Annotated in this window: 18 protein-coding genes; 10 read left to right on the top strand and 8 right to left on the bottom strand. The window is 59.8% G+C overall.

Translation table 11 applies throughout. The annotated features are described in order from the left end of the window. The first annotated feature begins 1 nt into the window (after position 1). Both GR328_RS01125 and GR328_RS01120 read left to right on the top strand, forming a co-directional pair. Positions 2-2,101: a response regulator gene (locus GR328_RS01125; protein WP_160882691.1), complete on the top strand. Its 2,100-nt coding sequence runs from the start codon at positions 2-4 to the stop codon at positions 2,099-2,101. A 104-nt stretch (positions 2,102-2,205) separates the two neighbouring features. Beyond that, positions 2,206-2,790, top strand: a complete 585-nt coding sequence (locus GR328_RS01120; RefSeq protein ID WP_160882690.1) for a 3'-5' exonuclease — start codon at positions 2,206-2,208, stop codon at positions 2,788-2,790. A 12-nt stretch (positions 2,791-2,802) separates the two neighbouring features. Here GR328_RS01120 and GR328_RS01115 read toward each other — a convergent pair whose 3' ends face one another. Together GR328_RS01115 and GR328_RS26605 are read right to left on the bottom strand one after the other, a co-directional pair. Further along, complete coding sequence (locus GR328_RS01115; RefSeq protein WP_425487003.1) at positions 2,803-2,877, bottom strand: hypothetical protein; 75 nt, start codon at positions 2,875-2,877, stop codon at positions 2,803-2,805. Positions 2,878-3,240: 363 nt separating this feature from the next. Further along, complete coding sequence (locus GR328_RS26605) at positions 3,241-3,720, bottom strand: hypothetical protein (RefSeq protein WP_170304091.1); 480 nt, start codon at positions 3,718-3,720, stop codon at positions 3,241-3,243. 204 nt (positions 3,721-3,924) lie between these two features. Here GR328_RS26605 and GR328_RS01110 point away from each other — a divergent pair, with 204 nt between their 5' ends. From GR328_RS01110 to GR328_RS01100, 3 genes are all read left to right on the top strand, one after another. After that, positions 3,925-4,905: a S1C family serine protease gene (locus GR328_RS01110; RefSeq protein WP_160882689.1), complete on the top strand. Its 981-nt coding sequence runs from the start codon at positions 3,925-3,927 to the stop codon at positions 4,903-4,905. Positions 4,906-4,981: 76 nt separating this feature from the next. Next, entirely contained in the window at positions 4,982-5,818 is an 837-nt protein-coding gene (locus tag GR328_RS01105) for an aldo/keto reductase (RefSeq protein WP_160882688.1), read from the top strand. A gap of 55 nt (positions 5,819-5,873) precedes the next feature. Continuing rightward, entirely contained in the window at positions 5,874-6,707 is an 834-nt protein-coding gene (locus GR328_RS01100) for an inositol monophosphatase family protein (RefSeq protein ID WP_160882687.1), read from the top strand. Here GR328_RS01100 and GR328_RS01095 read toward each other — a convergent pair. The 3 genes from GR328_RS01095 to serA form a co-directional block, all read right to left on the bottom strand. Then, positions 6,698-7,243: a hypothetical protein gene (locus tag GR328_RS01095; protein ID WP_160882686.1), complete on the bottom strand. Its 546-nt coding sequence runs from the start codon at positions 7,241-7,243 to the stop codon at positions 6,698-6,700. The two genes, GR328_RS01100 and GR328_RS01095, sit on opposite strands and share 10 nt — an antisense overlap. Before the next feature lie 207 nt (positions 7,244-7,450). After that, entirely contained in the window at positions 7,451-7,987 is a 537-nt protein-coding gene (locus GR328_RS01090; protein ID WP_160882685.1) for a hypothetical protein, read from the bottom strand. A 63-nt stretch (positions 7,988-8,050) separates the two neighbouring features. Further along, a complete protein-coding gene (serA, locus tag GR328_RS01085; protein WP_160882684.1) occupies positions 8,051-9,298 on the bottom strand; it encodes a phosphoglycerate dehydrogenase in 1,248 nt (415 codons plus the stop codon). 520 nt (positions 9,299-9,818) lie between these two features. Between serA and GR328_RS01080 the strand changes: the two genes are divergently transcribed. Together GR328_RS01080 and GR328_RS01075 are read left to right on the top strand one after the other, a co-directional pair. Then, on the top strand, positions 9,819-10,592 hold the full coding sequence (locus tag GR328_RS01080) for an endonuclease/exonuclease/phosphatase family protein (RefSeq protein ID WP_160882683.1): 774 nt from the start codon (positions 9,819-9,821) through the stop codon (positions 10,590-10,592). 101 nt (positions 10,593-10,693) lie between these two features. Next, positions 10,694-11,641 carry a lysylphosphatidylglycerol synthase domain-containing protein gene (locus GR328_RS01075; RefSeq protein WP_160882682.1) on the top strand — a complete coding sequence of 316 codons (948 nt, stop codon included), beginning with the start codon at positions 10,694-10,696 and terminating at the stop codon, positions 11,639-11,641. Between the two features lie 3 nt (positions 11,642-11,644). On the opposite strand, the gene GR328_RS01070 is transcribed toward GR328_RS01075, so the two are convergent. Beyond that, entirely contained in the window at positions 11,645-13,111 is a 1,467-nt protein-coding gene (locus tag GR328_RS01070) for a phospholipase D-like domain-containing protein (protein ID WP_170304092.1), read from the bottom strand. A gap of 308 nt (positions 13,112-13,419) precedes the next feature. Between GR328_RS01070 and GR328_RS01065 the strand changes: the two genes are divergently transcribed. The 3 genes from GR328_RS01065 (at position 13,420) to glgA (ending at position 16,675) form a co-directional block, all read left to right on the top strand. Then, on the top strand, positions 13,420-13,794 hold the full coding sequence (locus GR328_RS01065) for a DUF2934 domain-containing protein (protein ID WP_160883004.1): 375 nt from the start codon (positions 13,420-13,422) through the stop codon (positions 13,792-13,794). A gap of 146 nt (positions 13,795-13,940) precedes the next feature. Beyond that, positions 13,941-15,227 carry a glucose-1-phosphate adenylyltransferase gene (gene glgC / locus GR328_RS01060; RefSeq protein WP_281351889.1) on the top strand — a complete coding sequence of 429 codons (1,287 nt, stop codon included), beginning with the start codon at positions 13,941-13,943 and terminating at the stop codon, positions 15,225-15,227. After that, the gene (glgA, locus tag GR328_RS01055) at positions 15,224-16,675 is read left to right on the top strand and encodes a glycogen synthase GlgA (protein WP_160882681.1); all 1,452 of its coding nucleotides are present in this window, start codon (positions 15,224-15,226) and stop codon (positions 16,673-16,675) included. Before glgC ends, glgA begins: the two co-directional genes overlap by 4 nt. Positions 16,676-16,685: 10 nt before the next feature. On the opposite strand, the gene glgX is transcribed toward glgA, so the two are convergent. Together glgX and glgB are read right to left on the bottom strand one after the other, a co-directional pair. Next, the gene (glgX, locus tag GR328_RS01050) at positions 16,686-18,893 is read right to left on the bottom strand and encodes a glycogen debranching protein GlgX (RefSeq protein ID WP_160882680.1); all 2,208 of its coding nucleotides are present in this window, start codon (positions 18,891-18,893) and stop codon (positions 16,686-16,688) included. 92 nt (positions 18,894-18,985) lie between these two features. Beyond that, positions 18,986-21,214, bottom strand: coding sequence for a 1,4-alpha-glucan branching protein GlgB (glgB, locus tag GR328_RS01045; RefSeq protein WP_160882679.1), 2,229 nt, complete (start codon positions 21,212-21,214; stop codon positions 18,986-18,988). Between the last annotated feature and the right edge of the window lie 117 nt (positions 21,215-21,331).

Here is a 21,331-nt window from a genome sequence, read left to right as displayed (position 1 = left end):
CATGATGGAACGTTACGGGCGGGGCGTGCCAGAAGCTGATCTGAAGCCTCAGATTCTCGGGCCCGTCATGTCCAATCCTGTGCCGGCCAAGATTCTGGTGGTCGATGACGACCCCCGGAATCTGACTGTCGTGGAGGAGATCCTCCGCGCCCCCGGGATCGAAATCGTCAAGGCCGATTCCGGCGAGGCCGCATTACGGCAGGTCCTGCAGTATGATTTCGCGGTGATCCTGTTGGACGTGCAGATGCCTCGCCTCGATGGTTACGAAGTTGCGGGTCTCATCCGCAACCGGCCACGCTCGTCACGTGTGCCGATTCTGTTCCTGACGGCCTTCAACAAGGAGGACATGCATGTCTTCCGCGGCTACTCGGCCGGTGCGGTTGATTATGTCTTCAAGCCCATTGAGCCACTGATCCTGAAGTCGAAGGTCGATGTGTTCGTCGACCTCTACCGGAAGACCGAGGAGATCCGGAGGCAGGGGGAGGAGGAAAGACGTCTCCTGATGGAAAACCTTCGGGTCCGCAGCGAGAAGCTCAAGACTGAGCAGGCCCTTCGCCGCCGCGAGGAGCACCAGTCCATTGTACTGGAATCATTGCCGATCGCCCTCTACACCGCCTCCATCCATGAGGATCATCGGCAGCTACATTTCACCAATGAGAGCATCGAGCGCATCACGGGTTTTCCGCCCAAGGCCTTTCTGGATTCACCGGACTTCTGGTCATCACGGCTTCATCCCGATGACAGGGACAGGGTACTAAGCCAACTCCACGATCTGACGGATCAAGGGACCATCACATTGGAATACCGCTGGACCTGTGCCGATGGCAGCGAGCGGTTCTTCCTCGACCAGACGATGCTGATGCATGACGATGATGGACGACCACGTGAATTCTTCGGCATGTGGTTCGATATCACGGAACGAAAGCAGATGGAGCAGAACCTGCTCCATGCCAGCAAGCTCGAAGCCGTGGGACGATTGACCGGCGGCATCGCCCATGACTTCAACAATATGCTGAGCGTGGTGATCGGCAATCTGGACCTGTTGCAGAGGGCGATCAAAGGCAATGCGAAAGCGGAACCCAGGGTCAGGATGGCGATGGAGGGGGCGCAACGCTGCGCCGATCTCACGCACAGGCTTCTGGCCTTCTCGCGACGCCAGCCCTTGCAGGTTTCCGTTGTCGACGTCGGAGCCCTGATGCCGGGACTCCTGGAGCTCATGCGCCGTACCCTGGGCGAGCATATCAATATCGGTCTCCAGGTCGAGGACAACATCTACCCGATCGAGGTCGATCGGGCGCAGCTCGAGGCTGCGTTGCTCAATCTTGCGGTCAATGCCCGCGACGCCATGCCAGATGGCGGCGATCTTTCGATCACGGTTGCCACTCAGACTCTCGACGAAAACAAGGTTGAGCACCCGGGTGACTTCGTCATGATCTCCGTGTGCGATACAGGGGTCGGCATGCCGCCGGAAATTCTCCAACGCGTGTTCGAGCCCTTCTTCACGACGAAGGAGAGTGGCAAGGGAACGGGTTTGGGCCTCAGCATGGTTTATGGTTTCGTGCAGCAATCTCATGGCCATGTGGAGATCGACAGCGCTCCCAACGAAGGAACTACCATCCGCATCTTCCTGCCGCGGGCTTATGGAGTTGCCGAGAGCACGAGCGAGAAGCAGGTGAGTGATACAGCGCCTTTCGGCGCCGGGCAGACTGTTCTTGTCGTCGAAGACAATCCCGCTGTGCGGCAGGTGGCGATCTCGACGCTGTGCGCCCTCGGATTCGACGTGATCGAAGCAGAGACGGGGGATGCGGCGGCTACATTGCTGAAAGCGAACGATCGGATCCGACTTGTCCTATCCGATGTTCGCATGCCCGGCGGAATCAGCGGAATCGATCTTGCGCGGCTAATCAAAAGCGAAAAGCCGGATGTGCAGATTATCCTGACGACCGGCTATGTGGACGGCGAGGAAACGATCGAGGATGTCGAGCTCCTCTACAAGCCATACCGTGCCACCGATCTTGCCGAGAAGATTCAGACCCTCCTGGACAAGACACAGCCGATTGCGAAGAATGTCGTTCCGATAAGGGCCTTAGCATCCGCGTGACCTCGCATTTTTTCTGCTTTCCCGCCTGAGCCAGCGATCTCGCGATCTTTCTCGTTTACCTGAATGGGCAGTTGCACAACGAGAATGTTCTGGAGCCGCATCCGATGAGCCGACAGCCGGATATCGTCTTCCTGGATTTCGAGGCATCCTCGCTCGGCAAGGATAGCTATCCGATCGAGGTCGGCTGGGTGTTCGCGTCGGGGCAGGAAGAGAGTTACCTCATCAGACCTGCACCTTCGTGGACAGACTGGTCTGCAGAGTCCGAGGCGACCCATCGTCTGACGCGAGAACGGCTCCTTGCGGAGGGGACGCCGCACGACGAGGTCGCCAATCACATGCTGGAAGCTCTCTCGGGCCACGCCCTCTTTGCAACCGCTCCCTCGTGGGACGGTCAGTGGCTCAGCAAATTACTGCGAGGCGCCGGTCTTCCGCGGCATGCACTGCGCCTGCAGGACACGGATGTCGCGCATCAGGAGGTGATCGCACGAATACTGCAGGAGTCTGGCCTGACAGAAGGTGAGCAAGCCGTCCGCGCAAAGGAGATTCTCGCTCGTGCACGGCTCGAAGATGAGGCGAAGGGTGATCCCGACCATCGCGCACTCGCGGATGCGAAGCGGGAGCTGCGCTTGTGGCGCGATGTGCAAAAGCGCGCCAAGGATTACGTACGAGGACTCAATCCAGGAATCTGAGGCCGGTACCAATCACGCGTCGAGGCGCAGACGCGAGACGGTTTCGATCGTCAGTCCCAGGTGGTCGGCGATATCGATGCGCGACATAGGGGAAATCGACTTGGCTGTCTTTCGGGAGGCGCTCGGAAGGAACTAGAAGGTGGCCCGTTCATAGATCAGGGTGGGCGCATCGGCGAAGTAGGGAACCCATGCCCCCGGTCCACCGGCCAGACGAAATGTTTCACACCCTTTTGAGTGCCGCTTCGAAAGTGAAATTCTCCCTGTCTTTGCGCATCCGCTCGCGAGGATCGCCTTCGATCCTGCGCTCGACGGCGTAGAATCCGTCGGTCCAGACGGCGTTCATGAGAATATGAGCAGGCGCGGCCAGCACCAGCAGACCTGTGAAGTAATATACTTTCTGCGGCCAGATCTCGATGAAGAAGAAATAGAAGCGGCGATGAGGCAGATCGACTAGGATGGCTTAATCGGGAGCGTTGGGGCCGCGATCACAGCGAAGGAACGGAGATTGTCATAGATCCTGAGTGCAACGGCCAGCACGATCAAATGGATCGTGCGGAAACGACTCTTCACTGATTGCGGACAGATCTGGTTGCCGGAGGAGGGGCATTGGTGCACATCAACCAGGGGCTCTGCCCCGCCGACGGTCCCGGAAAAGCCTAGACGGCACGCGAATGCCGCAGGGCGCCGTTCTTTGAGGGTCGTGAGGGCCAGTCCGGCGAGTTTCACAGGTCTGCCCCGGGTCAGTTCGTCGATGGCCGAGGCCTTGGCCGTGAGGACGGGTTTCCTGTCCTCACGGGCGATGTGGGCGCGGTCGACTGCGAAATCGCACATGAGGCGCTCGACGACGCTTCGGCGCAGCCGATCGTCGTCGAGCGCCTCGCCCGGGCCTGAAATGCGGCGCGGCGGGACAGCTCGTGTACCGTGGGACACGCTGTCCGTAGCGGGTGATGAGTTCGGGCGTCCTTCTCGGGCCGGCAGCCTTGATTGAGGTCAAGCCTTCGTGTTCGCTCCGGCTGCCTTTCGTCTAATGAGTACGGGTTGAACCTCCGGTACGGTCCGCCATGTTGATTCTATGGAAGTTCCCCCGCGGCCTGGCCTAACCAGGTCCTGGGAGGCGGGTTTAAGGAGTTTGCGATGCAGTCACCGGAGGAATGGCAGATCCCGCCGGAGTTCCAGCCCGACCCGGACGCTCTCGCCTATGATCTGCGAGAAGCCCTGAGTTCCATCGTATCGCTTCGGGCCCGAGTGCCCGAGGACGCGTTTACCGCCGAGACCCTCGGAATCGAGCGGGCCGGTCAGGGTGTGGTCATCCGGACGGACGGCCTCGTCGCGACCATCGGGTACCTGATCGCCGAGGCCGAGGAGGTCTGGCTCGCCACCAATAAGGGTCGCATGGTCGAGGCACATGTGCTTGCCTACGATTATGACAGCGGCTTCGGCCTGGTGCAGGCGCTCGGTCCGCTTGGGCTGCCGGTTATGTCGTTGGGGGATTCCCGGCGGCTGTCGCCCGGGGATTGGGCGGTCATGGGCAGCAGTGGCGGGCTCTCCCAATCCCTGAGTGCCCAGGTGGTCGCCTGCCAGGAATTCGCCGGCTACTGGGAGTATCTCATTGACGATGCCATCTTCACCGTGCCGGCCCACCCGAATTGGGGCGGCGCGGCTCTGATCGGTCCACGGGGGGATCTCGTGGGCATCGGTTCGCTGCAGCTTCAGCATCAGGCGCAGGGTGGCGCTATCGTCCCCTTGAACATGAGCGTCCCCATCGATCTTCTGAAGCCGATTCTCGACGACCTTTTGACCTTGGGACGAGTTGGCACGCCGCCAAAGCCATGGCTTGGGTTTTATGCTTCCGAGACCGAAGAGGATCGGGTCTCGATTATCGGGCTCGCCGGCAACGCTCCGGCGCAGCGGGCTGGCTTAAGGGCTGGGGATAACGTGCAAGCTGTAGCAGGACACGCTGTATCGTCCCTGCCGGAATTCTACCGGGCAATCTGGGCGCTTGGGGCAGCCGGGGTGGATGTGCCTCTGACGTTGGAGCGGGAAGGCGATACCTTCGACGTGACGGTCAGATCAGCTGACCGGAGCCGATACATGAAGACACCTCGCCTGCAATAGCCCGTCCGGATTCGAGATCCTCTTCAATTACTGAAGGCTGAGCGCCAATGCTTGCCTTCTTCCTCAAGGTGCAACAATGAGCCGACACGTCACGCTGCCTTCAGGTGAAACCGTTCCTGCGCTCGGCCAAGGAACTTGGCAGATGGCCGAGACGAGCAGTCGGCGTGCTCAGGAAATCGAAGCACTGCGCCTGGGGGTCGAGCTAGGCATGACCCTGATCGACACAGCGGAGATGTACGGGGAGGGGGCGTCGGAGAAACTCATCGCCGAGGCCTTGGGCCCGGAGAGGGATCGATTGTTTCTCGTGAGCAAGGTCTACCCGCACAATGCCGGCAGCAAAGGCGTCGTCCTCGCCTGCGAGCGCAGTCTGGAACGGCTCGGGACGGACCGCCTCGATCTCTATCTTCTGCACTGGCGTGGAAATGTGCCTCTGCAGGAGACGGTTGCTGGATTTGAGGAACTGCGTCGCTCGGGCAAAATCCGCTACTGGGGGGTCAGCAATTTCGATATTGAGGATATGGAGGAACTGTTCGCCATTGAGGGCGGGGCCAACTGCGCGACCAATCAAATACTTTATAACGTGACCAGGCGTGGGGCGGAGTATGATCTGATCCCCTGGATGGGGGAGCGCCGAATCCCGCTTATGGCTTATAGCCCTATCGAACAGGGACGCCTTCCGAAGGCGGGCATCCTGCATGAAATCGGACGCAACCACAATGCGGGGCCATATCAGATCGCCCTGGCCTGGCTGCTTCAGAGGCCCGGCATCATAGCCATTCCCAAGGCATCAAGCCCTATCCATGTGCGGGAGAACCGTCGCGCTCTCGAGATCCGGCTGAGTCCGGATGAGTTGAGTGCGATCAACGCCGAGTTCCCGCCGCCAAAGCGCAAGCGGCCGCTTGAGATGATTTGATACACGTTCATAAAGAAGGCATGAGCGACCAGCCACTCATAAAGTGCAAAGCCCGATGACGTTCTCCAGAGCAGATGCCCTCGCCGTTGCGGAAATTCTCAGGAAAGCCGCACAAGCCGAGATTCTTCCGAGATTCAGGAACTTGTCCGCCGGTGCGATCCGCACGAAGACATCCGAGCTCGACTTGGTGACGGATGCGGATGAGGCCGCAGAGCGTGTCATGGGAGCCGAACTCCTGCGGGTCTTTCCGAGGGCCGTCGTGATCGGCGAGGAGGGCGTCAGCCGCGATCCAAGGCTTCTCGATGGGCTGGGTGATGCGGAACTCGCCTTTATCCTCGACCCGGTGGACGGTACGTTGAACTTTGCGTCCGGCCTGCCTCTGTTTGGCGTCATGGCATCGGCCGTGATGAAGGGAGAGGTGGTATGCGGCGTCATCCTCGATCCGATTTCGGACGACTGGGCCATTGGCGTGCGGGGGGAGGGAGCATGGCTTCAGCGGCCGGACGGCAGCACGCGTCCCTTGAACGTCGCATCGGCCGTTCCGCTCTCACAGATGGCGGGCAATGTCTCTTGGCGCTACCTGCCAGAGGCGCTTCGGCCCGTAGTTTCCGGCCATCTGCCCCGCGTCGCTATGGCGGCGGACTTGAGATGCGCCGCGCATACCTATCGCCAGATCGCCAGCGGTCATCTGCACTTTGCGTTCTCGTCGAGCGTGATGCCTTGGGATCATGCGGCGGGCTGGCTGATCCATCGTGAGGCTGGCGGCTACTCGGCTCATTTCGACGGCTCGCCCTATCGTCCAGTCAATCGGGGAGGTGGGTTGATCAGTGCACCCGACAAGGACAGTTGGCAGGCTCTTCGGGATGCGCTCCTGCCGCCTCAAGCGTGAGATATCCTCACAGTGGGCCGCGCGATTGCATCGATCTCGGAGATTCTGGTGCGACGCTTCCTGCATTGCCGATCCAGATGCCAGGACCGGCCGATACTCAGCGCGAGGATCGGGAATGCCCAGAGGAGCTCGATTGCACTGAGCAGAACCAGAGTGAAGACGGTAGTCGATACGAACCATATCTCGATACGCCCGAATCCCTCGGTGAACTCGTTCTTCAAAACGAGTTGCTGGCGTTCGAGAAGTAGTTCGGCATGAGCAGGCTGCGCATTTTGTTGAATCGAAGCAGCCGCATTGTGGTGGATCGTTTCAAGCGTCTGGTGCAGCAGAGCCAACTGCGCCGTACGGTCAGGGGTGCCTGTCGGCCGGCGGCGTGAATGCGAATGCTCTGAGTGGACGGCTGTAGAGCGCCAGGACCGGAGCGGGAAATTGTCCTGATCGAAGCATACGGTGCTCGGCTGGAAGTAATCCGTGATGCGGCTTCGAACTTGAGCCGCCGTGCTTTCAGCCGTTGCAGAGTTGATCTCCTTCTTCAAGGAGGCTGCAACATGATCAGCGATCAGATTCTCGACGGCTGCGAATGTTCTCTCCACCGACATGAATGGCTTTCTTCTCCGAAAGGGGCATCAACGGTTTCATCACGGCCGCGCAGAGCGATCGGCTGCTTATCGAACATCGAATCTCAAGGTTAAAGGATGCTTAAGAGGGCAGGCTTGGGAGGGCGGGGAGAGGCAGTGACCTTGCTACTTGCCGGAGCCAACTTCCGTTTGGCCAGGAACCATCTTTGAAAGATTCTGGAGGAAGGCCACAGCCTCCTTGGGGCGTCCTTCCTGCTCGGCGATCTTGCTGATGTTTTGCAGAAGTGTAGCGACTTCGCCAGCCTTGGCCACGCGCCCCACCGCCAGGACATGGAAGAAGGCCGAGAAAGCGACCATGATGGCTTGGTTGTGTTCTTCCAGCCTTCTGCACTGCTCCTTCAAGGTCCTGATGTCCTTCTCCTGAGATGAAACGATATCTACCAGAGTGAGCATCTGCTCGGCTATTGTCTCGACGGAGGCGCTCATGTCAGTCGAATTGATTTGTTCTTCAGGAGATGGTGGGGAGGTGAGAGGTACGACGTCCGAGTGGTTGCGCTCTCTAGGTTTCGATTGTGGTTGGACAGGGCCGAGCGCAACCTCCGTATTCCTCACGATCACAGCCGGAAGACGCGCTGCATCAGCGAGGCGTGATGCCGTCTGCTGCAGAAGATTTCTAAGGCGTTCCTGAACGCGTGCGATCATCCGGCAATCCAAGCACGGCGACGCGTTTTAGGAAAGTACCGATATCGGCAAAGGCCCGTTTGATCAGCCCAGTGCATAGAGCAGACGTGCGCGGATCGTACCCTCCAGGGCACGGATCTCTTGCAGCATTTCACGGCTCTGCTCAGGCTGGCCCTCGACTTCGATGACGACGTAGCCGATTTCGCCATCGGTTTGAAGGTGTTGTGCTGTAATGTTGAGGCCACGCTCGGAAAAGGCTTGGTTCAGGCGTCCAAGGATCCCTGGTATGTTACGATGCACATGGATGTAGCGCGTACCCGTGGCGCGCGCCGAAAGCTGCACTTGCGGGAAGTTGACGGCACCAATGGTCGAGCCTACGTCCGAATAGTCTATGAGTTTCTTGGCGACCTCGGCTCCGATGCGCTCCTGCGCCTCCTCCGTGGACCCGCCGATGTGCGGGGTCAGGATGACGTTGTCGACACCCTGGAGCGGCGTCGCGAAACGCTCCTTGTTGGACGCCGGCTCGACAGGGAACACGTCGACGGCCGCTCCACGCAGGTGGCCGCTTTTCAAAGCCTCGGCGAGCGCATCAAGATCCACCACGGTGCCGCGGCTGTTGTTGATAAGATAGGCACCTTTCTTCATCGCGGCGAGCTCGGCGGCACCGATCATGCCGTGCGTCGCGGGCGTCTCAGGGACGTGCAGGCTCACTACGTCACTCTGACGCAGCAGCTCTTGCAGGCTTTCCGCCGGTTCCGTGTTGCCGTGACGAAGCTTGTCGGTCTGATCGTAGAAGATGACGCGCATCCCCATGGATTCGGCGAGATACGACAGCTGCGATCCGATGTTGCCGTAGCCCACGATGCCGAGCGTCTTGCCGCGCACCTCATGGCTGTCAATGGCCGACTTCTCCCAGCCGCCTGCATGGGCCGACGTGGATTTCGGGAAGATGCGGCGCAGCAGCATGACGATCTCACCGATCACGAGCTCGGCGACGCTGCGGGTATTGGAAAAGGGAGCGTTGAAAACCGGGATGCCGGCCTGGCGGGCGGCCTCCAGGTCAACCTGGTTCGTGCCCACGCTGAAACAGCCGACCGCTACAAGCCGATTGGCGGCGGCAAGGACGTCGCGGGTCAGCTGGGTGCGTGACCGAATGCCGAGAATATGGACTCCCTGGAGAGCTTCGATCAGGTCCTTCTCGTCGAGGGCAGTCTTCAGATAGGTCAGGTTCGTGTAGCCGGCAGCCCTGATCAGCCCGACCGCGCTCTCGTTGATCCCTTCGAGCAGAAGCACCCGTATCTTGTCTTTCTGAAGAGAGAACTGCTCGCTCATGTCGGCTCCATTCCGAGTCGCGCCATGTTCATAACCTGCACGGGCCGCAAGGAGAAATTTAGGGCCCGGCAGGAATGTCTCATGCGCCGAACACGGTCAGTGCCCCAGCCAGAGGCATCTTTGCAAGAGGGCATGTTTCTCTAAGGAGACAATTTCATACCTCCTATGCGTCACGGCCATCTATCGGGTTTGGGGTATCTTTAACCAATCCGGTTGCTCGGGCAGCCGGTCAGAAAGACGGGAGCCGGTGCCGGATGTACGCACGGCTCCTGTTCTTTTTGATCGCCTTGCCGAATAGACAGGCTTCAGGCTGCAGCAAAGTCGTATGGGAGCTATGGCTCAGTCCGAAATGTGACTTCCGCAGGAATGCCTTCCTACTGCGTCCCGAGATATATGCTGGATGCTGGATCGGGGGAGTTCGGTAATAGGGAAATTCTCGCTCCTTGCGGTGTTAGTGCTTCTGAAGCTGCCGTTCCGCAGCTTTTCCTGCACACGCACAGATCTGATGAAAGGAGGCGAGGTGCCGCGGATACTGACCTATAACGTACGCCGCTGTCTCGGAACGGACGGGCGGCTCTCTCCGGGACGTATCGCCGATGTGATTGCAGCTTATGAACCGGATGTGGTGGCTCTCCAGGAACTCGATGTCAGGCGCGCTCGAACCGGGGGCATCGATCAGGCGCATGCCATTGCGCAAGCGCTCGGAATGCAGATGCACTTTCATGCCAGTCTCCGGGTCATGGAGGAGGAATACGGCAACGCGATTCTGACCCATAGGCCCTCGCAGTTGATCAAGGCCGGGCCGCTCCCCGGCGGTATGGGGCGTCTGGCGCCGGAGCCGAGAGGGGCGCTCTGGGCTTCGGTCAACCTTGGCGGAACGGACGTGCAGGTGATCACGACACATCTGGGCCTGCGCCGGTATGAGCGGCTGGCGCAGGTAGATTGCCTTCTCGGGCCGCAATGGCTGAGTCACAGGGCATGCCGCGAGCCCGTGATCCTGCTGGGTGATTTCAATGCCTCGCCCCGATCCAGGGCTTACCAGCGTCTCGCATCCCGCCTTCGCGATGCCCAGGTTGCCGCGCCGCACCGACGCGCTGTTCCAACCTTCCCGTCGCGCCTTCCGCTGTTACGGATCGACCACGCCTTCGTCAGCCATTCGGTTCATGTGGTTCGCGTCGAGTCCATACGCTCGCCGGCAGCGAGGGTCGCGTCGGACCATCTGCCTCTCATGGTCGAGTTCCAGGTCATGCCTGTCAGGGGGCAAAGGGCCAGTGTGGCGCATGTCCGCAGCTAGAGCCGGAACCGGCATGCATTAGGATCGATTGTCCTAGGTCTGCGAAGGCGGACGGGAGCGGCATGCCCTGCCACGAATTATTCAATTCAACGGGAACGTGGATGCGGAAGATCTGGAAGCCTTTGATTGCGGTCCTTGCCATCGGCCTTGCCGCTTTCCTGCTCTACCGCACGCTCAGTCGCTACAGTTTGGACCAGCTGATCCAGGCGGTCGCGGCCATTCCCACCTCGCACCTGACCGCAGCCGCTGGGTTTGCGGCCGCGAGCTATATCTGCCTCAGCGGATTCGATTATCTGGCTTTGCGTTATGTTGGCAGGCCGCTGCCCTATTACAAGGCGGCGTGGGCGTCATTCACCAGCCTTTCCCTCGGCCATAACATCGGCTTGGCTTTCCTGAGCAGCGGCGCGGTGCGCTACAGGTTCTACACGCGCTGGGGCCTGAGTGCCGAGCAGGTGGCGAAGGTCATCGTCTTCTGCGGCGTGACGGTTGGAATCGGCCTGATGGTGCTCGGCGGGGCGGCGCTGTTGCTGCGCTCTAGCCTAGCGGTCGAGATCACGGGCCTCTCGAAATTCGCCGTGATCGTTCTCGGAACGGTCTGTCTGGCACTGCCAGCACTTTATCTTGTGCTCGCCACTTTTGTGCGCAGGCCGCTCCGGATCCGGCGCTGGTCGCTGGAAATGCCATCGCTGCGGCTTGCCATCGGGCAGGTCGTCATCGGCTCCGCCAATTTCGCCTGCGTGGCCGCCTGTCTTCATCAGGCGCTCGCGGCCGTCACGGATGTCGCCTATGGTGGGGTGGCGTCGGTGTATGTGATCGCGAACACGACCGCCCTCGTCAGCCACGTGCCGGGAGGCCTTGGGGTCATCGAAAGCGTCGTCATGTACCTTCTGCCGGGGCAGGATCTCATTGGGCCGCTGCTGGTCTTCCGGTTTGTCTACTTTCTGATCCCGCTTTGCATCGGCATCCCTGTGTTCCTTGTGACGGAGCTCGTCTACCGCCGCAAGAATGCCGTCCGCTCAGATATGGCCGAAGCTGCGGCACAGGCATGATTTCTATCTGACGCGCTTCAAAAACCAGAGCGGCTCGAAGGGCTCGAGAGGGTCGAGAAGACTTGTGCCAACGGCAGGTTCCGCGGGACCTTCATCGAACATCGCACCAAAGGCATGCAGGCGTCGACCGTTCACATTCAGGCGCTCGATGGCAGCAATCAGCGAGCCACCCTCGTCAGCCACAGCTTTCGAGAAGTCATCGGGGCTCGTGCCCAGATGCTCTCCCAAGAGGCGGTCCCGGAGACTGCCGATTGTGCGCCGCACCTCGTCATCAGCGGCTTCGATGGCTAGATCGCATTCTGTATCGAGGCCGATCGAGCGGTTGTTCAGATTCGATGAGCCGATGCGAAGAAACGTATCGTCCACAATGATCAACTTGGAGTGGATCAGAACCTGGCAGAAGCCGTCCTCGGCCGGGACGACCGGATAATAGACGCGGAGCCGATCATACTTGTCCGCCCTCCTCAGGCGGCGGATCAGGCGGTCCCGGTTCGTGCCCATGACTTTCTTCTCGGCCCAACCATGGGACTCGTGAGTCTGAACGACCACGACCTCGGGACCTTCGGGATCGGCCAGGTGCTGTTCCAGAATGTCGCCTATGCAGGGCGCCGTCATATACTGTGCTTCGATGTAAATCGCTTTCCTTGCTGCGGAGAGGGCATCGAGGTTGAGCGCCGCGGCTTCTTGTATGGCGGATTGCTGGCCCCAGGCAGGATAGGTGCGGGAGATGGCGACCGGCACACTCGTAAAGTCGGGGCAAAGATCTGTAGGCCAAGGGTCCAGGGCTGGCTGCGGGAGAGGTTGGATCTCTTCGCCGGTTGCGATTTTCCAGCGGTCATAGGCGATTTCGGTTATGCAACGGGCGGCAGGACCGGTGACGACCATCTGAATGTCGTGGACCGGATCGTAGATCGTGCCGTCGTCTCGCAAACGATATGGATTCCCGCAGGCATGATCCCTCGTGTCCCAGCGCCTGACGGTCAAGTCCATGCCGCCGACGAAGGCAAGACTGTCATCGATGCAGACCATCTTCTGGTGATGTGCTGCATAGAGCGGGTGATGCTTGTCTAGACGCAGGTGAAGTCTAGGGTGATTTTGCCATTCAGCTCCGAAGATCAGCGGACCCGGTGCGCCGGGAGCATGCACGACGGCGACGCTCCAGACCAGGATGCGCACTTCGAGTTCCGGCCTCTCCTCGACGAGTGACCGGAGAAGGGGTCCCAGAGGGGGAGATTCCTCCGGAGAAATGTCCGGGCGCAGGCGTATGCTGCCATCAAAATCCCATCCGACGATCATGATCGAACGCTTAGCTGTGCGCAGGGTGGCTTCCAGCCTAGAAAAGTATTCCTCTCCGTCGATGAGGGCGGAGGCTTTGTCTGCAGGCACCACGCGCCAGCAGTTTCTGCCGGGCTGCAGGATCGGGCGCGAGGCCGTGCGTGCTGCTTGTAGGACAGCGGCAGATTCCGTCATTACATTCGGTTCGTTACAGAAATGCAGGTTGCTCATGGCCATGGAAACTGAAACGGCAACTCAGTAGCGAGGCCAAGGTTCCAATGAGCGAAATATCGTACCTATAGCGGTGAGGGCCCGTTGGTAGTGCGCACAAAAATTAATCCTGGGATGAGGTCTAAAAGCTCAGGCTTGCTCACCCTGCCTGTTGTCATTCACGAGGCGTGCCTAATAACTTATGCAGCTTCCAAGCGATGGATTGCAGCCTTGCGGATGGCAGGTAGGCTCGCCGCTTGTCGCGGGCGCGTCAGGTGAAGGTCAAAGGTGTTATGGACAAGCAGCTTGAACAGAGAATCCGGGAACGGGCATACGAACTATGGATGCAGCATGGGAGTCTCCCCGGCCGGGCCGAGGAATACTGGTATCAGGCCGAACAGGAGATCCTCGGGCAGCAAAGCAACGAGTCCGGCAGCAGTTTGCCCTCCGACGCGGGCCAAGGCGAGGTGGCGCCCGTTGAGACAAGTCCCGCACCGCTCGGGATGACCAGCCAAACTCTGGACGAGGTTCTAAGCAGCCCTGCGACTCCCAAGCCTCGTAAGAGAAAGGACGTGGCAGCGGCAGCCGCCGACGCCGGTGCCGAGGTCTCAGAGGGAGGGACCGTCGCTGCGCCTAAGCGGAGGCGATCAAAGAAGACGAGCACCTGATTGCAGAGTATGTAAGCCTTCGCCTCGGCCGGGGTGAAGGTTCGCCGCACGCAGCTATTTTCAAAGTTCGGAGCCGGCAGGGAGAACTTCCGGCCGGATCTGGCGTCTACACAGCATGTCACCATCCCCGATGTGAGGAACTTGAGTTGCCCCCCGGCCCGAGTGTTACTTCTGCACCTCTTGCCCGACATGCGATGGCGTACATCCTTGCTGGCGGCCGTGGTTCCAGGCTCATGGAACTCACCGATATCCGTGCCAAGCCCGCTGTTTATTTCGGTGGTAATACGCGGATCATCGACTTTGCCCTGTCCAATGCCCTGAATTCCGGTATTCGTCGTATCGGCGTGGCAACACAATACAAGGCGCACAGCCTGATCCGGCATCTCCAGAAAGGCTGGAACTTTTTTCGCTCGGAGCGCAACGAGAGCTTCGACATTCTCCCGGCGAGCCAGCGCGTTTCCGAGACCATGTGGTATGAAGGCACCGCCGATGCGGTGTATCAGAACATCGATATCATCGCGAGCATCGATCCCGAATACATTATCATCTTGGCAGGCGACCACATCTACAAGATGGATTACGAGATCATGCTTCGACAGCATGTGGATTCCGGCGCAGACGTGACAGTGGGCTGCCTGGAAGTGCCGCGCATGGAGGCAACGGGCTTTGGAGTTATGGGCATCGACGAGACGGATCGTATCGTCTCGTTTCTGGAGAAGCCTGCGGATCCTCCAGGGATTCCTGACAATCCGGATATGGCACTCGCCAGCATGGGAATCTACGTTTTCAACACACGCTTCCTGTTCGACCAGTTGAGGCGCGATGCCGAGACGCCCGGCTCAAGCCGAGACTTCGGTAAGGATATCATTCCTTATCTTGTGCGGCATGGAAAAGCGGTGGCGCATCGCTTTACGCGTTCCTGTGTCCGTTCGGGAGCCGAGGCGGGTGGAAGTGACGCTCCGGCTTATTGGCGCGATGTCGGAACGGTGGATGCATACTGGGAAGCCAACATCGACCTGACCGCCATTGTCCCCACGCTCGATCTTTATGATCGGGATTGGCCAATTTCGACCTTTTCCGAAACTTTGCCGCCCGCCAAGTTCGTTCACGATGAGGAAGGGCGGCGCGGGCATGCCATCAACTCCCTCGTCTCCGGGGGCAGCATCGTTTCCGGGGCGTCCTTGCGACAGTCGCTCGTCTTTACCGCGGTGCATCTACATTCCCATGCCCATGTGGAAGGGGCGGTCATTCTCCCTTACGTGGATGTCGGCCGCGGAGCGCAACTGCGGAATGTCGTCATTGACCGTGGCGTGCGCATTCCGGAGGGTTTGGTGGTCGGTGAGGATCCCGAAGAGGATGCTCGGCGGTTCCGTCGTACTGAGCGTGGAATCTGCCTAATTACGAAGCCGATGATCGACAGGCTCTCTGGATGAAGTCTCTGAGTGTATTGTCCGTCACTTCGGAGCTCTTTCCCATCATCAAGACAGGCGGCCTGGCGGACGTTGCTGGGGCCCTCCCTTTCGCTCTGGCACAGGAGGGCGTGCGGGTCGTCTCGCTCCTCCCGGGTTATCCGGTTGTCATGAAGGCGTTGGAGCAAATCGATACCATTCGTGAATATCCGGATCTCTTCGGGGGAGCGGCTCGTCTCGTCTCGGCAAGCGCTCACCAGATGGAACTTTTCGTCCTTGATGCTCCGCATCTCTACGACCGTCCGGGCTCCCCTTATCTGACACCCGATGGTCGCGATTGGCCAGACAATGCGCGCCGCTTCGCTGCGCTGGCGCGCATTGCAGCCGCTATCGGACAAGGAGAGGTGGCGGGTTTCATTCCCGATATCGTGCACGCTCACGACTGGCAGGCCGGTCTTGCTCCAGCTTATCTGCATTACAGCGACCTGCCTCGCCCCGGCACTGTCATGACGATCCACAACATCTCCTTTCAAGGCATTTTCCCGGCGGATCTTCTCTATGAACTTGGCCTCCCGCCCGACGCCTTCACAGTGGATGGAGTCGAGTACTACGGTCAGATCGGTTTTCTGAAGGCGGGACTGCGATTTGCCGACCGGGTCACGACCGTATCCCCGACATATGCGAAGGAGATCCAGACTCCGGAAGGTGGAATGGGGCTTGACGGTCTCCTGCGATCCCGTTCGAAGGATGTGTTTGGTATCCTGAACGGAATCGACGAGAGCGTCTGGGACCCCTCATCCGACAAATCGTTGGCCGCGACCTTCACCCCTGATACTTTGGAGGGCCGCGAGGCGAACAAGGCGGCCCTCCAAGCACGACTGGGGCTGGACGCGGATCCCGATACGATCCTCTTCGGGGTGGTGAGCCGGCTCTCCGAGCAGAAGGGGCTTGATCTAGTACTTGCAGCGCTGCCGTCGTTCCTCGCCGACGGAGCGCAGCTTGCCCTTCTCGGTGCAGGGGAAGGAATCCTCGAGGATAGTTTTCGGGCTGCCTCCATCGTCTACCCGGGACAAGTCGGCTGTGTGCTGGGCTACGATGAGGAGCTCGCGCATCTCATTCAGGGCGGCAGCGACGCATTGCTGGTTCCCTCCCGTTTCGAACCCTGTGGTCTGACGCAGCTCTGTGCGATGCGCTATGGCAACGTCCCCGTCGTCTCTCGCGTCGGCGGTCTTGCCGACACGGTGATCGATGCGAATGAAATGGCCATCGCGTCGGGTGTCGCGACGGGTTTCCAGTTCTCTCCCGTCAATCTGACTGGCCTCCTTGATGCGGCCAACCGCGTGAAAATGCTTTGGTCGGACAGGGATTCCTGGCGCCGGGTGCAGAAGAATGGCATGGCCGCGCAGGTTGGATGGAACAGGGCTGCCAAGCGCTACGCACAGCTCTACCGCTCGTGCCTTGAGGTGATTTGACACCATCCTCTCAGGCGCCCCGCTTTCTTTCGTGCTTTGAGTGTTCCTCCGACTGGAGCTGGAACAGGAGAAGCGAGCGCCCGGTCACCGTATATTCCTTGCCGAAGTTGAACGGAGTCGGGAACGAGAATTCCGGCTTGTTCGTGTCGACAAGGCAGCTCCAGGCCCGGCCGCCGGTCACAGCGGGAAGTTTGCACTTCACGACGTCATGGTGAGCATTGAGGATCAGCAGCAGGGTGACGTCCGTCCCGCGTTTGCGAATACCTGTGGGCTGCGCGCGCCCGTCCAGGAGGATGCTGATGCAGCGGGCATGAGGATCTTGCCAATGCTCGGGAGTCATCTCGTCGCCAGCCGGGGTGAGCCAAGTCACGTCCTTGACGTCGAGTTCCTCGTTGTAGACGCCCGACAGGAAACGGCCGCGCCGGAGGATCGGCAAGCTCTGCCGCAGCTGGATCAGCTTGCGCGTGAACTCGAAAAGCTCGGCCCCGTCCTCGTCGACACCTTCCCAGTCGATCCAGGAGATGTCGTTGTCCTGGGCATAGGCGTTGTTGTTGCCTTTCTGCGTCCGGCCGAATTCGTCGCCAGCCAGCAGCATGGGGGTTCCCTGGGAGAAGAGCAGCGTCGCGAGGATATTGCGCTTCTGGCGGTTGCGCAGGGCACGGATCTCGGGGTCTTTCGTTTCGCCCTCGACACCATGGTTCCAGGACAGGTTGTGATCGTGCCCGTCCTTGTTGTCCTCTCCATTCGCCTCGTTGTGCTTGTCGTTATACGATACGAGATCGTGAAGCGTGAAGCCGTCATGAGCCGTGACGAAATTGACGGACGCCCATGGCTTTCGCCCGCGCTTGTTGAAGAGATCCGCTGAGGCGGTAAAGCGTGACGCAAGCTCCGGCAGCTTGCCGTCCTCGCCTTTCCAATAGGCGCGCACCGTATCCCGGTAGCGATCGTTCCATTCGGCCCAGCCCGGCGAGAAGCGTCCGACTTGATACCCGCCGGGTCCGCAATCCCAAGGTTCCGCTATCAGCTTGATCCGGCTGAGCACTGGATCCTGCCGCACCGCATCGAGAAAGCGGCCGTCCTCCTCGAAGCCATGAGGTTCGCGGGCGAGAATGGTGGCGAGATCGAAGCGGAAACCATCGACACGCACCTCCTGCGCCCAATAACGGAGGCTGTCGGTTACCATCTGAAGGACACGGGAATGGCTGAGATTCACAGTGTTCCCGGTGCCGGTATCATTGATGTAATAACGCTTTTCCGGCGCAAGGCGGTAATATGAGGCGTTGTCGATGCCTTTCAACGACAGTGTCGGGCCCAGTTCGTTGCCCTCGGCCGTATGATTGTAAACCACATCGAGGATGACCTCGATCCCCGCGTCGTGGAAATGGCTGACCATTTCCTTCACTTCATTCACGAACGGCGTGGCGAGATAGCGCGGCTGGGGAGCGAAGAATCCGATGGTGTTGTAACCCCAGTAGTTACGCAATCCTTTCTCGATGAGATAACTATCGTCCACGAAGGCATGAATGGGTAGGAGTTCGATGGCAGTGACACCGAGGCTCTTGATGTAGTTGATTGCTTCATGGTGCATCAGACCCGCGCAGGTGCCGCGGATATCCTTTGGAACTGCAGGGTGCTTCATGGTGAAACCCCGCAGATGCGCCTCATAGATGATCGTGCGCTCCCAAGGAATCTGCGGCCTGCGCTCGTTGCCCCAGGTAAAGGCCGATTCGATCACGCGGCACTTGGGCATGAAGGGGGCGCTGTCGCGGTCGTCGAAGGAGAGATCGGCGTCCGGCGATCCCACCGTATAGCCAAAGAGAGCGGGGTCCCATTTCAGGTCGCCAAGGAACTGCTTGCCGTACGGATCGAGGAGCAATTTATTGTGATTGAACCGGTGTCCGGCGTCGGGCTCATAGGGCCCGTAGACGCGATAGCCATAAATGGTACCTGGCCGAGCATCCGGCAGATAGCCATGCCAGACCTCGTCCGTGTATTCCGGAAGCTCGATCCTCTCCAGTTCCCGCCTGCCGTCGGGGGTGAAAAGGCACAGCTCTACTTTAGTGGCATTGGCGGAGAAGAGCGCAAAGTTGACGCCAAGCCCGTCCCATGTCGCGCCCAGAGGGTAGGGCAGTCCTTCCCGCAGCCGGGATGTACGCCGGACGGTTGGCGCGACGATCTCGGTTGAGGTGGTTTCACGGGTTTCGACTTTGTCATTCATCTTGGATCTCGAGAAGCGGAGCAGATCGGTTCACTTCATCAACGCGCAAAGAGGCAGGAAGTCCCGCCTGGCCGTGGCAACAGCTCGATCGATCAAGGGCGTTCGAAAGTGAGAATGAGGGTGGCAAGAGGTGGGATCGTAAGGCAGAGGGAGTGGGCAAAGCCGTGACTTGGTGTCGCCTCGGCAAGTATGCCGCCAAGGTTGCCCACGTTGCTTCCGCCGTAAATGGAGGCATCGGTATTCACCGCCTCACTGTAGAACCCCGGGGCGGGAACGCCGATACGATATCCCACCCGCGGAACGGGTGTGAAGTTCGAGACGACCACAGCGATCGAATCCTCATCGTTGCCACGTCGCAGCCATGCGATGACGCTGTTGTCCCTGTCGTCCGAGACGATCCACTCGAATCCCCTCGATTCGCAGTCCCGCTCATGAAGCGCCGGGATCGAGCAGTAGGCGCGATTGAGGTCACGGATCAGCGTCTGAACGCCTTTGTGGTCCGGATCGCTCAGAAGATGCCAGTCGAGGCCGTTGTCATGATTCCACTCCTGTTCCTGTGCGAACTCTCCGCCCATGAATAAAAGTTTCTTCCCGGGATGTCCCCACATGAAACCGAAATAGGCGCGGAGATTGGCGAAGCGCTGCCATCGGTCGCCCGGCATCTTGCGGAGGAGCGATCCCTTTCCGTGGACGACCTCGTCATGGCTGAGAGGGAGGATAAAATTCTCCGAAAAGGCGTAGAGCAGGCCGAACGTCAGGTCATGATGATGATAGCGCCGGAAGACCGGATCCTTGCTGATGTAGCGCAAGGTGTCGTGCATCCAGCCCATGTTCCATTTGAACCCGAAGCCTAAGCCGCCCGTATAGGTCGGATGCGACACGCCGGGCCATGCGGTCGATTCTTCCGCGATCGTAATCGCGCCTGGTGCGGAGGCATAGGCCACCTCGTTCATCCGGCGCAGGAAATCGATGGCGCCCAGGTTCTCGTTGCCGCCGTAGCGGTTCGGGATCCACTCGCCCGGCTTGCGGGAGTAGTCGAGATAGAGCATCGAGGCCACCGCATCGACCCGCAAGCCATCGAGGTGGTAGTGCTCAAGCCAGAAACGTGCATTGGCCACGAGGAAGGTGGCGACCTCCTGGCGCTCGTAGTTGTAGATATACGTGCCCCAATCCTGATGAAAGCCGAGGCGGGGGTCCGCATGCTCATAGAGATGCGTACCGTCGAAATAGCTCAATCCGTGCGGATCGTTTGGAAAATGCGCGGGAACCCAATCGAGGATGATGCCGATGCCGGCGGCATGGGCTGCTTCGACGAAGGCGGCGAAATCGTCCGGAGTTCCGAAGCGGCTCGTCGGTGCATAGAGGGAGATCGGCTGATAGCCCCAGGATCCGTCGAAGGGGTATTCGGTGATCGGCAAAAGCTCGATATGGGTAAAGCCGAGATCCTGCACATAGGGAATGAGCCGGACGGCGAGCTCGCGATAGGTGAGATAACGGTTACCTTCCTCAGGCACGCGCGCCCAGGACCCGAGATGGCACTCATAGATCGATATGGGGGCCTTGCGCTGATTTCGACGAGTGCGAATTTTCATCCACTCGCCGTCCCGCCATTCGAAGGCCGATTTCTCCCTGAGGATAGAGGCGGTCGCAGGAGGATGTTCGGCCGCGAAGGCGACTGGGTCCGCCTTCAGCGCCAGCAGGTTGCCTTGAAGACCGATGATTTCGAACTTGTAGTGCTGGCCTGCCGTGACATCGGGAATGAATAGCTCCCACACGCCGCCTTCGTGACGTCGCCTCATCGGGTGTCGGCGGCCATCCCAGTTGTTGAACTCGCCGACCACGCTCACGCGGCGCGCGTTGGGGGCCCAGACGCAGAAAAGGAATCCTTGAATGCCGCCCAGATCCAAGCGATGAGCACCGAGCTTCGTATAGACTGCATCGCTGCCAGGGGTTCGAATCTGGATCAGTTCGTCATAGGATAGGAATGTTCCGAAGCTATAGGGATCATGCTGGATCTCAACACGATCCTGCCATTGCACCCGCAGGCGATAGTCCGGCCGCTCGGAGGCACTCAGAACGCCGACGAACAGGCCCTCCGGAAGCCTCTTCTCCATGGGGGCAAGGATTGAGTGGCCATCACGATCGAGCAGGCTTACGCCGTCCGCGTCGGGGATGATGGCCCGGATTTCCCAGGTCCCCTGTGCTACCTCGTGGGGCCCCAGCACCGAGAACGGATCGCCTGAAGCGATGATGTCGGCCACCGTCTGCGGTTCGGTCGAACGCTCCGTCACGCTCTGCGTTCCACCCCTGCGCTGCGCCATCCCGCATTTCCCATATCGTTCTGACGCTGCCATGGACATGCCCTGTTCGCATGCCCTGTTCGGCAGCGTCCCTGCTTCGTGAGAGATCCATTATGGGGCGGCTAAAATATGTGACCA

Source organism: Microvirga makkahensis (genome assembly GCF_009830105.1).
In the GTDB taxonomy this organism is placed as follows: Bacteria; Pseudomonadota; Alphaproteobacteria; order Rhizobiales; family Beijerinckiaceae; genus Microvirga; species Microvirga makkahensis.
This window is presented reverse-complemented; position numbering and strand designations above follow the sequence as displayed.

What these genes read in the sequence shown, in the direction of transcription:
- GR328_RS01120 (WP_160882690.1), top strand. Translation starts at nt 2,206, where the DNA reads ATGAGCCGACAGCCGGATATCGTCTTCCTGGATTTCGAGGCATCCTCG.
- GR328_RS01065 (WP_160883004.1), top strand. Translation starts at nt 13,420, where the DNA reads ATGGACAAGCAGCTTGAACAGAGAATCCGGGAACGGGCATACGAACTA.
- glgA (WP_160882681.1), top strand. Translation starts at nt 15,224, where the DNA reads ATGAAGTCTCTGAGTGTATTGTCCGTCACTTCGGAGCTCTTTCCCATC.
- GR328_RS01105 (WP_160882688.1), top strand. Translation starts at nt 4,982, where the DNA reads ATGAGCCGACACGTCACGCTGCCTTCAGGTGAAACCGTTCCTGCGCTC.
- serA (WP_160882684.1), bottom strand. Translation starts at nt 9,298, where the DNA reads ATGAGCGAGCAGTTCTCTCTTCAGAAAGACAAGATACGGGTGCTTCTG.
- GR328_RS01125 (WP_160882691.1), top strand. Translation starts at nt 2, where the DNA reads ATGATGGAACGTTACGGGCGGGGCGTGCCAGAAGCTGATCTGAAGCCT.
- GR328_RS01090 (WP_160882685.1), bottom strand. Translation starts at nt 7,987, where the DNA reads ATGATCGCACGCGTTCAGGAACGCCTTAGAAATCTTCTGCAGCAGACG.
- glgB (WP_160882679.1), bottom strand. Translation starts at nt 21,214, where the DNA reads ATGGCGCAGCGCAGGGGTGGAACGCAGAGCGTGACGGAGCGTTCGACC.
- glgX (WP_160882680.1), bottom strand. Translation starts at nt 18,893, where the DNA reads ATGAATGACAAAGTCGAAACCCGTGAAACCACCTCAACCGAGATCGTC.
- GR328_RS01070 (WP_170304092.1), bottom strand. Translation starts at nt 13,111, where the DNA reads ATGACGGAATCTGCCGCTGTCCTACAAGCAGCACGCACGGCCTCGCGC.
- GR328_RS01110 (WP_160882689.1), top strand. Translation starts at nt 3,925, where the DNA reads ATGCAGTCACCGGAGGAATGGCAGATCCCGCCGGAGTTCCAGCCCGAC.
- GR328_RS01075 (WP_160882682.1), top strand. Translation starts at nt 10,694, where the DNA reads ATGCGGAAGATCTGGAAGCCTTTGATTGCGGTCCTTGCCATCGGCCTT.
- GR328_RS01100 (WP_160882687.1), top strand. Translation starts at nt 5,874, where the DNA reads ATGACGTTCTCCAGAGCAGATGCCCTCGCCGTTGCGGAAATTCTCAGG.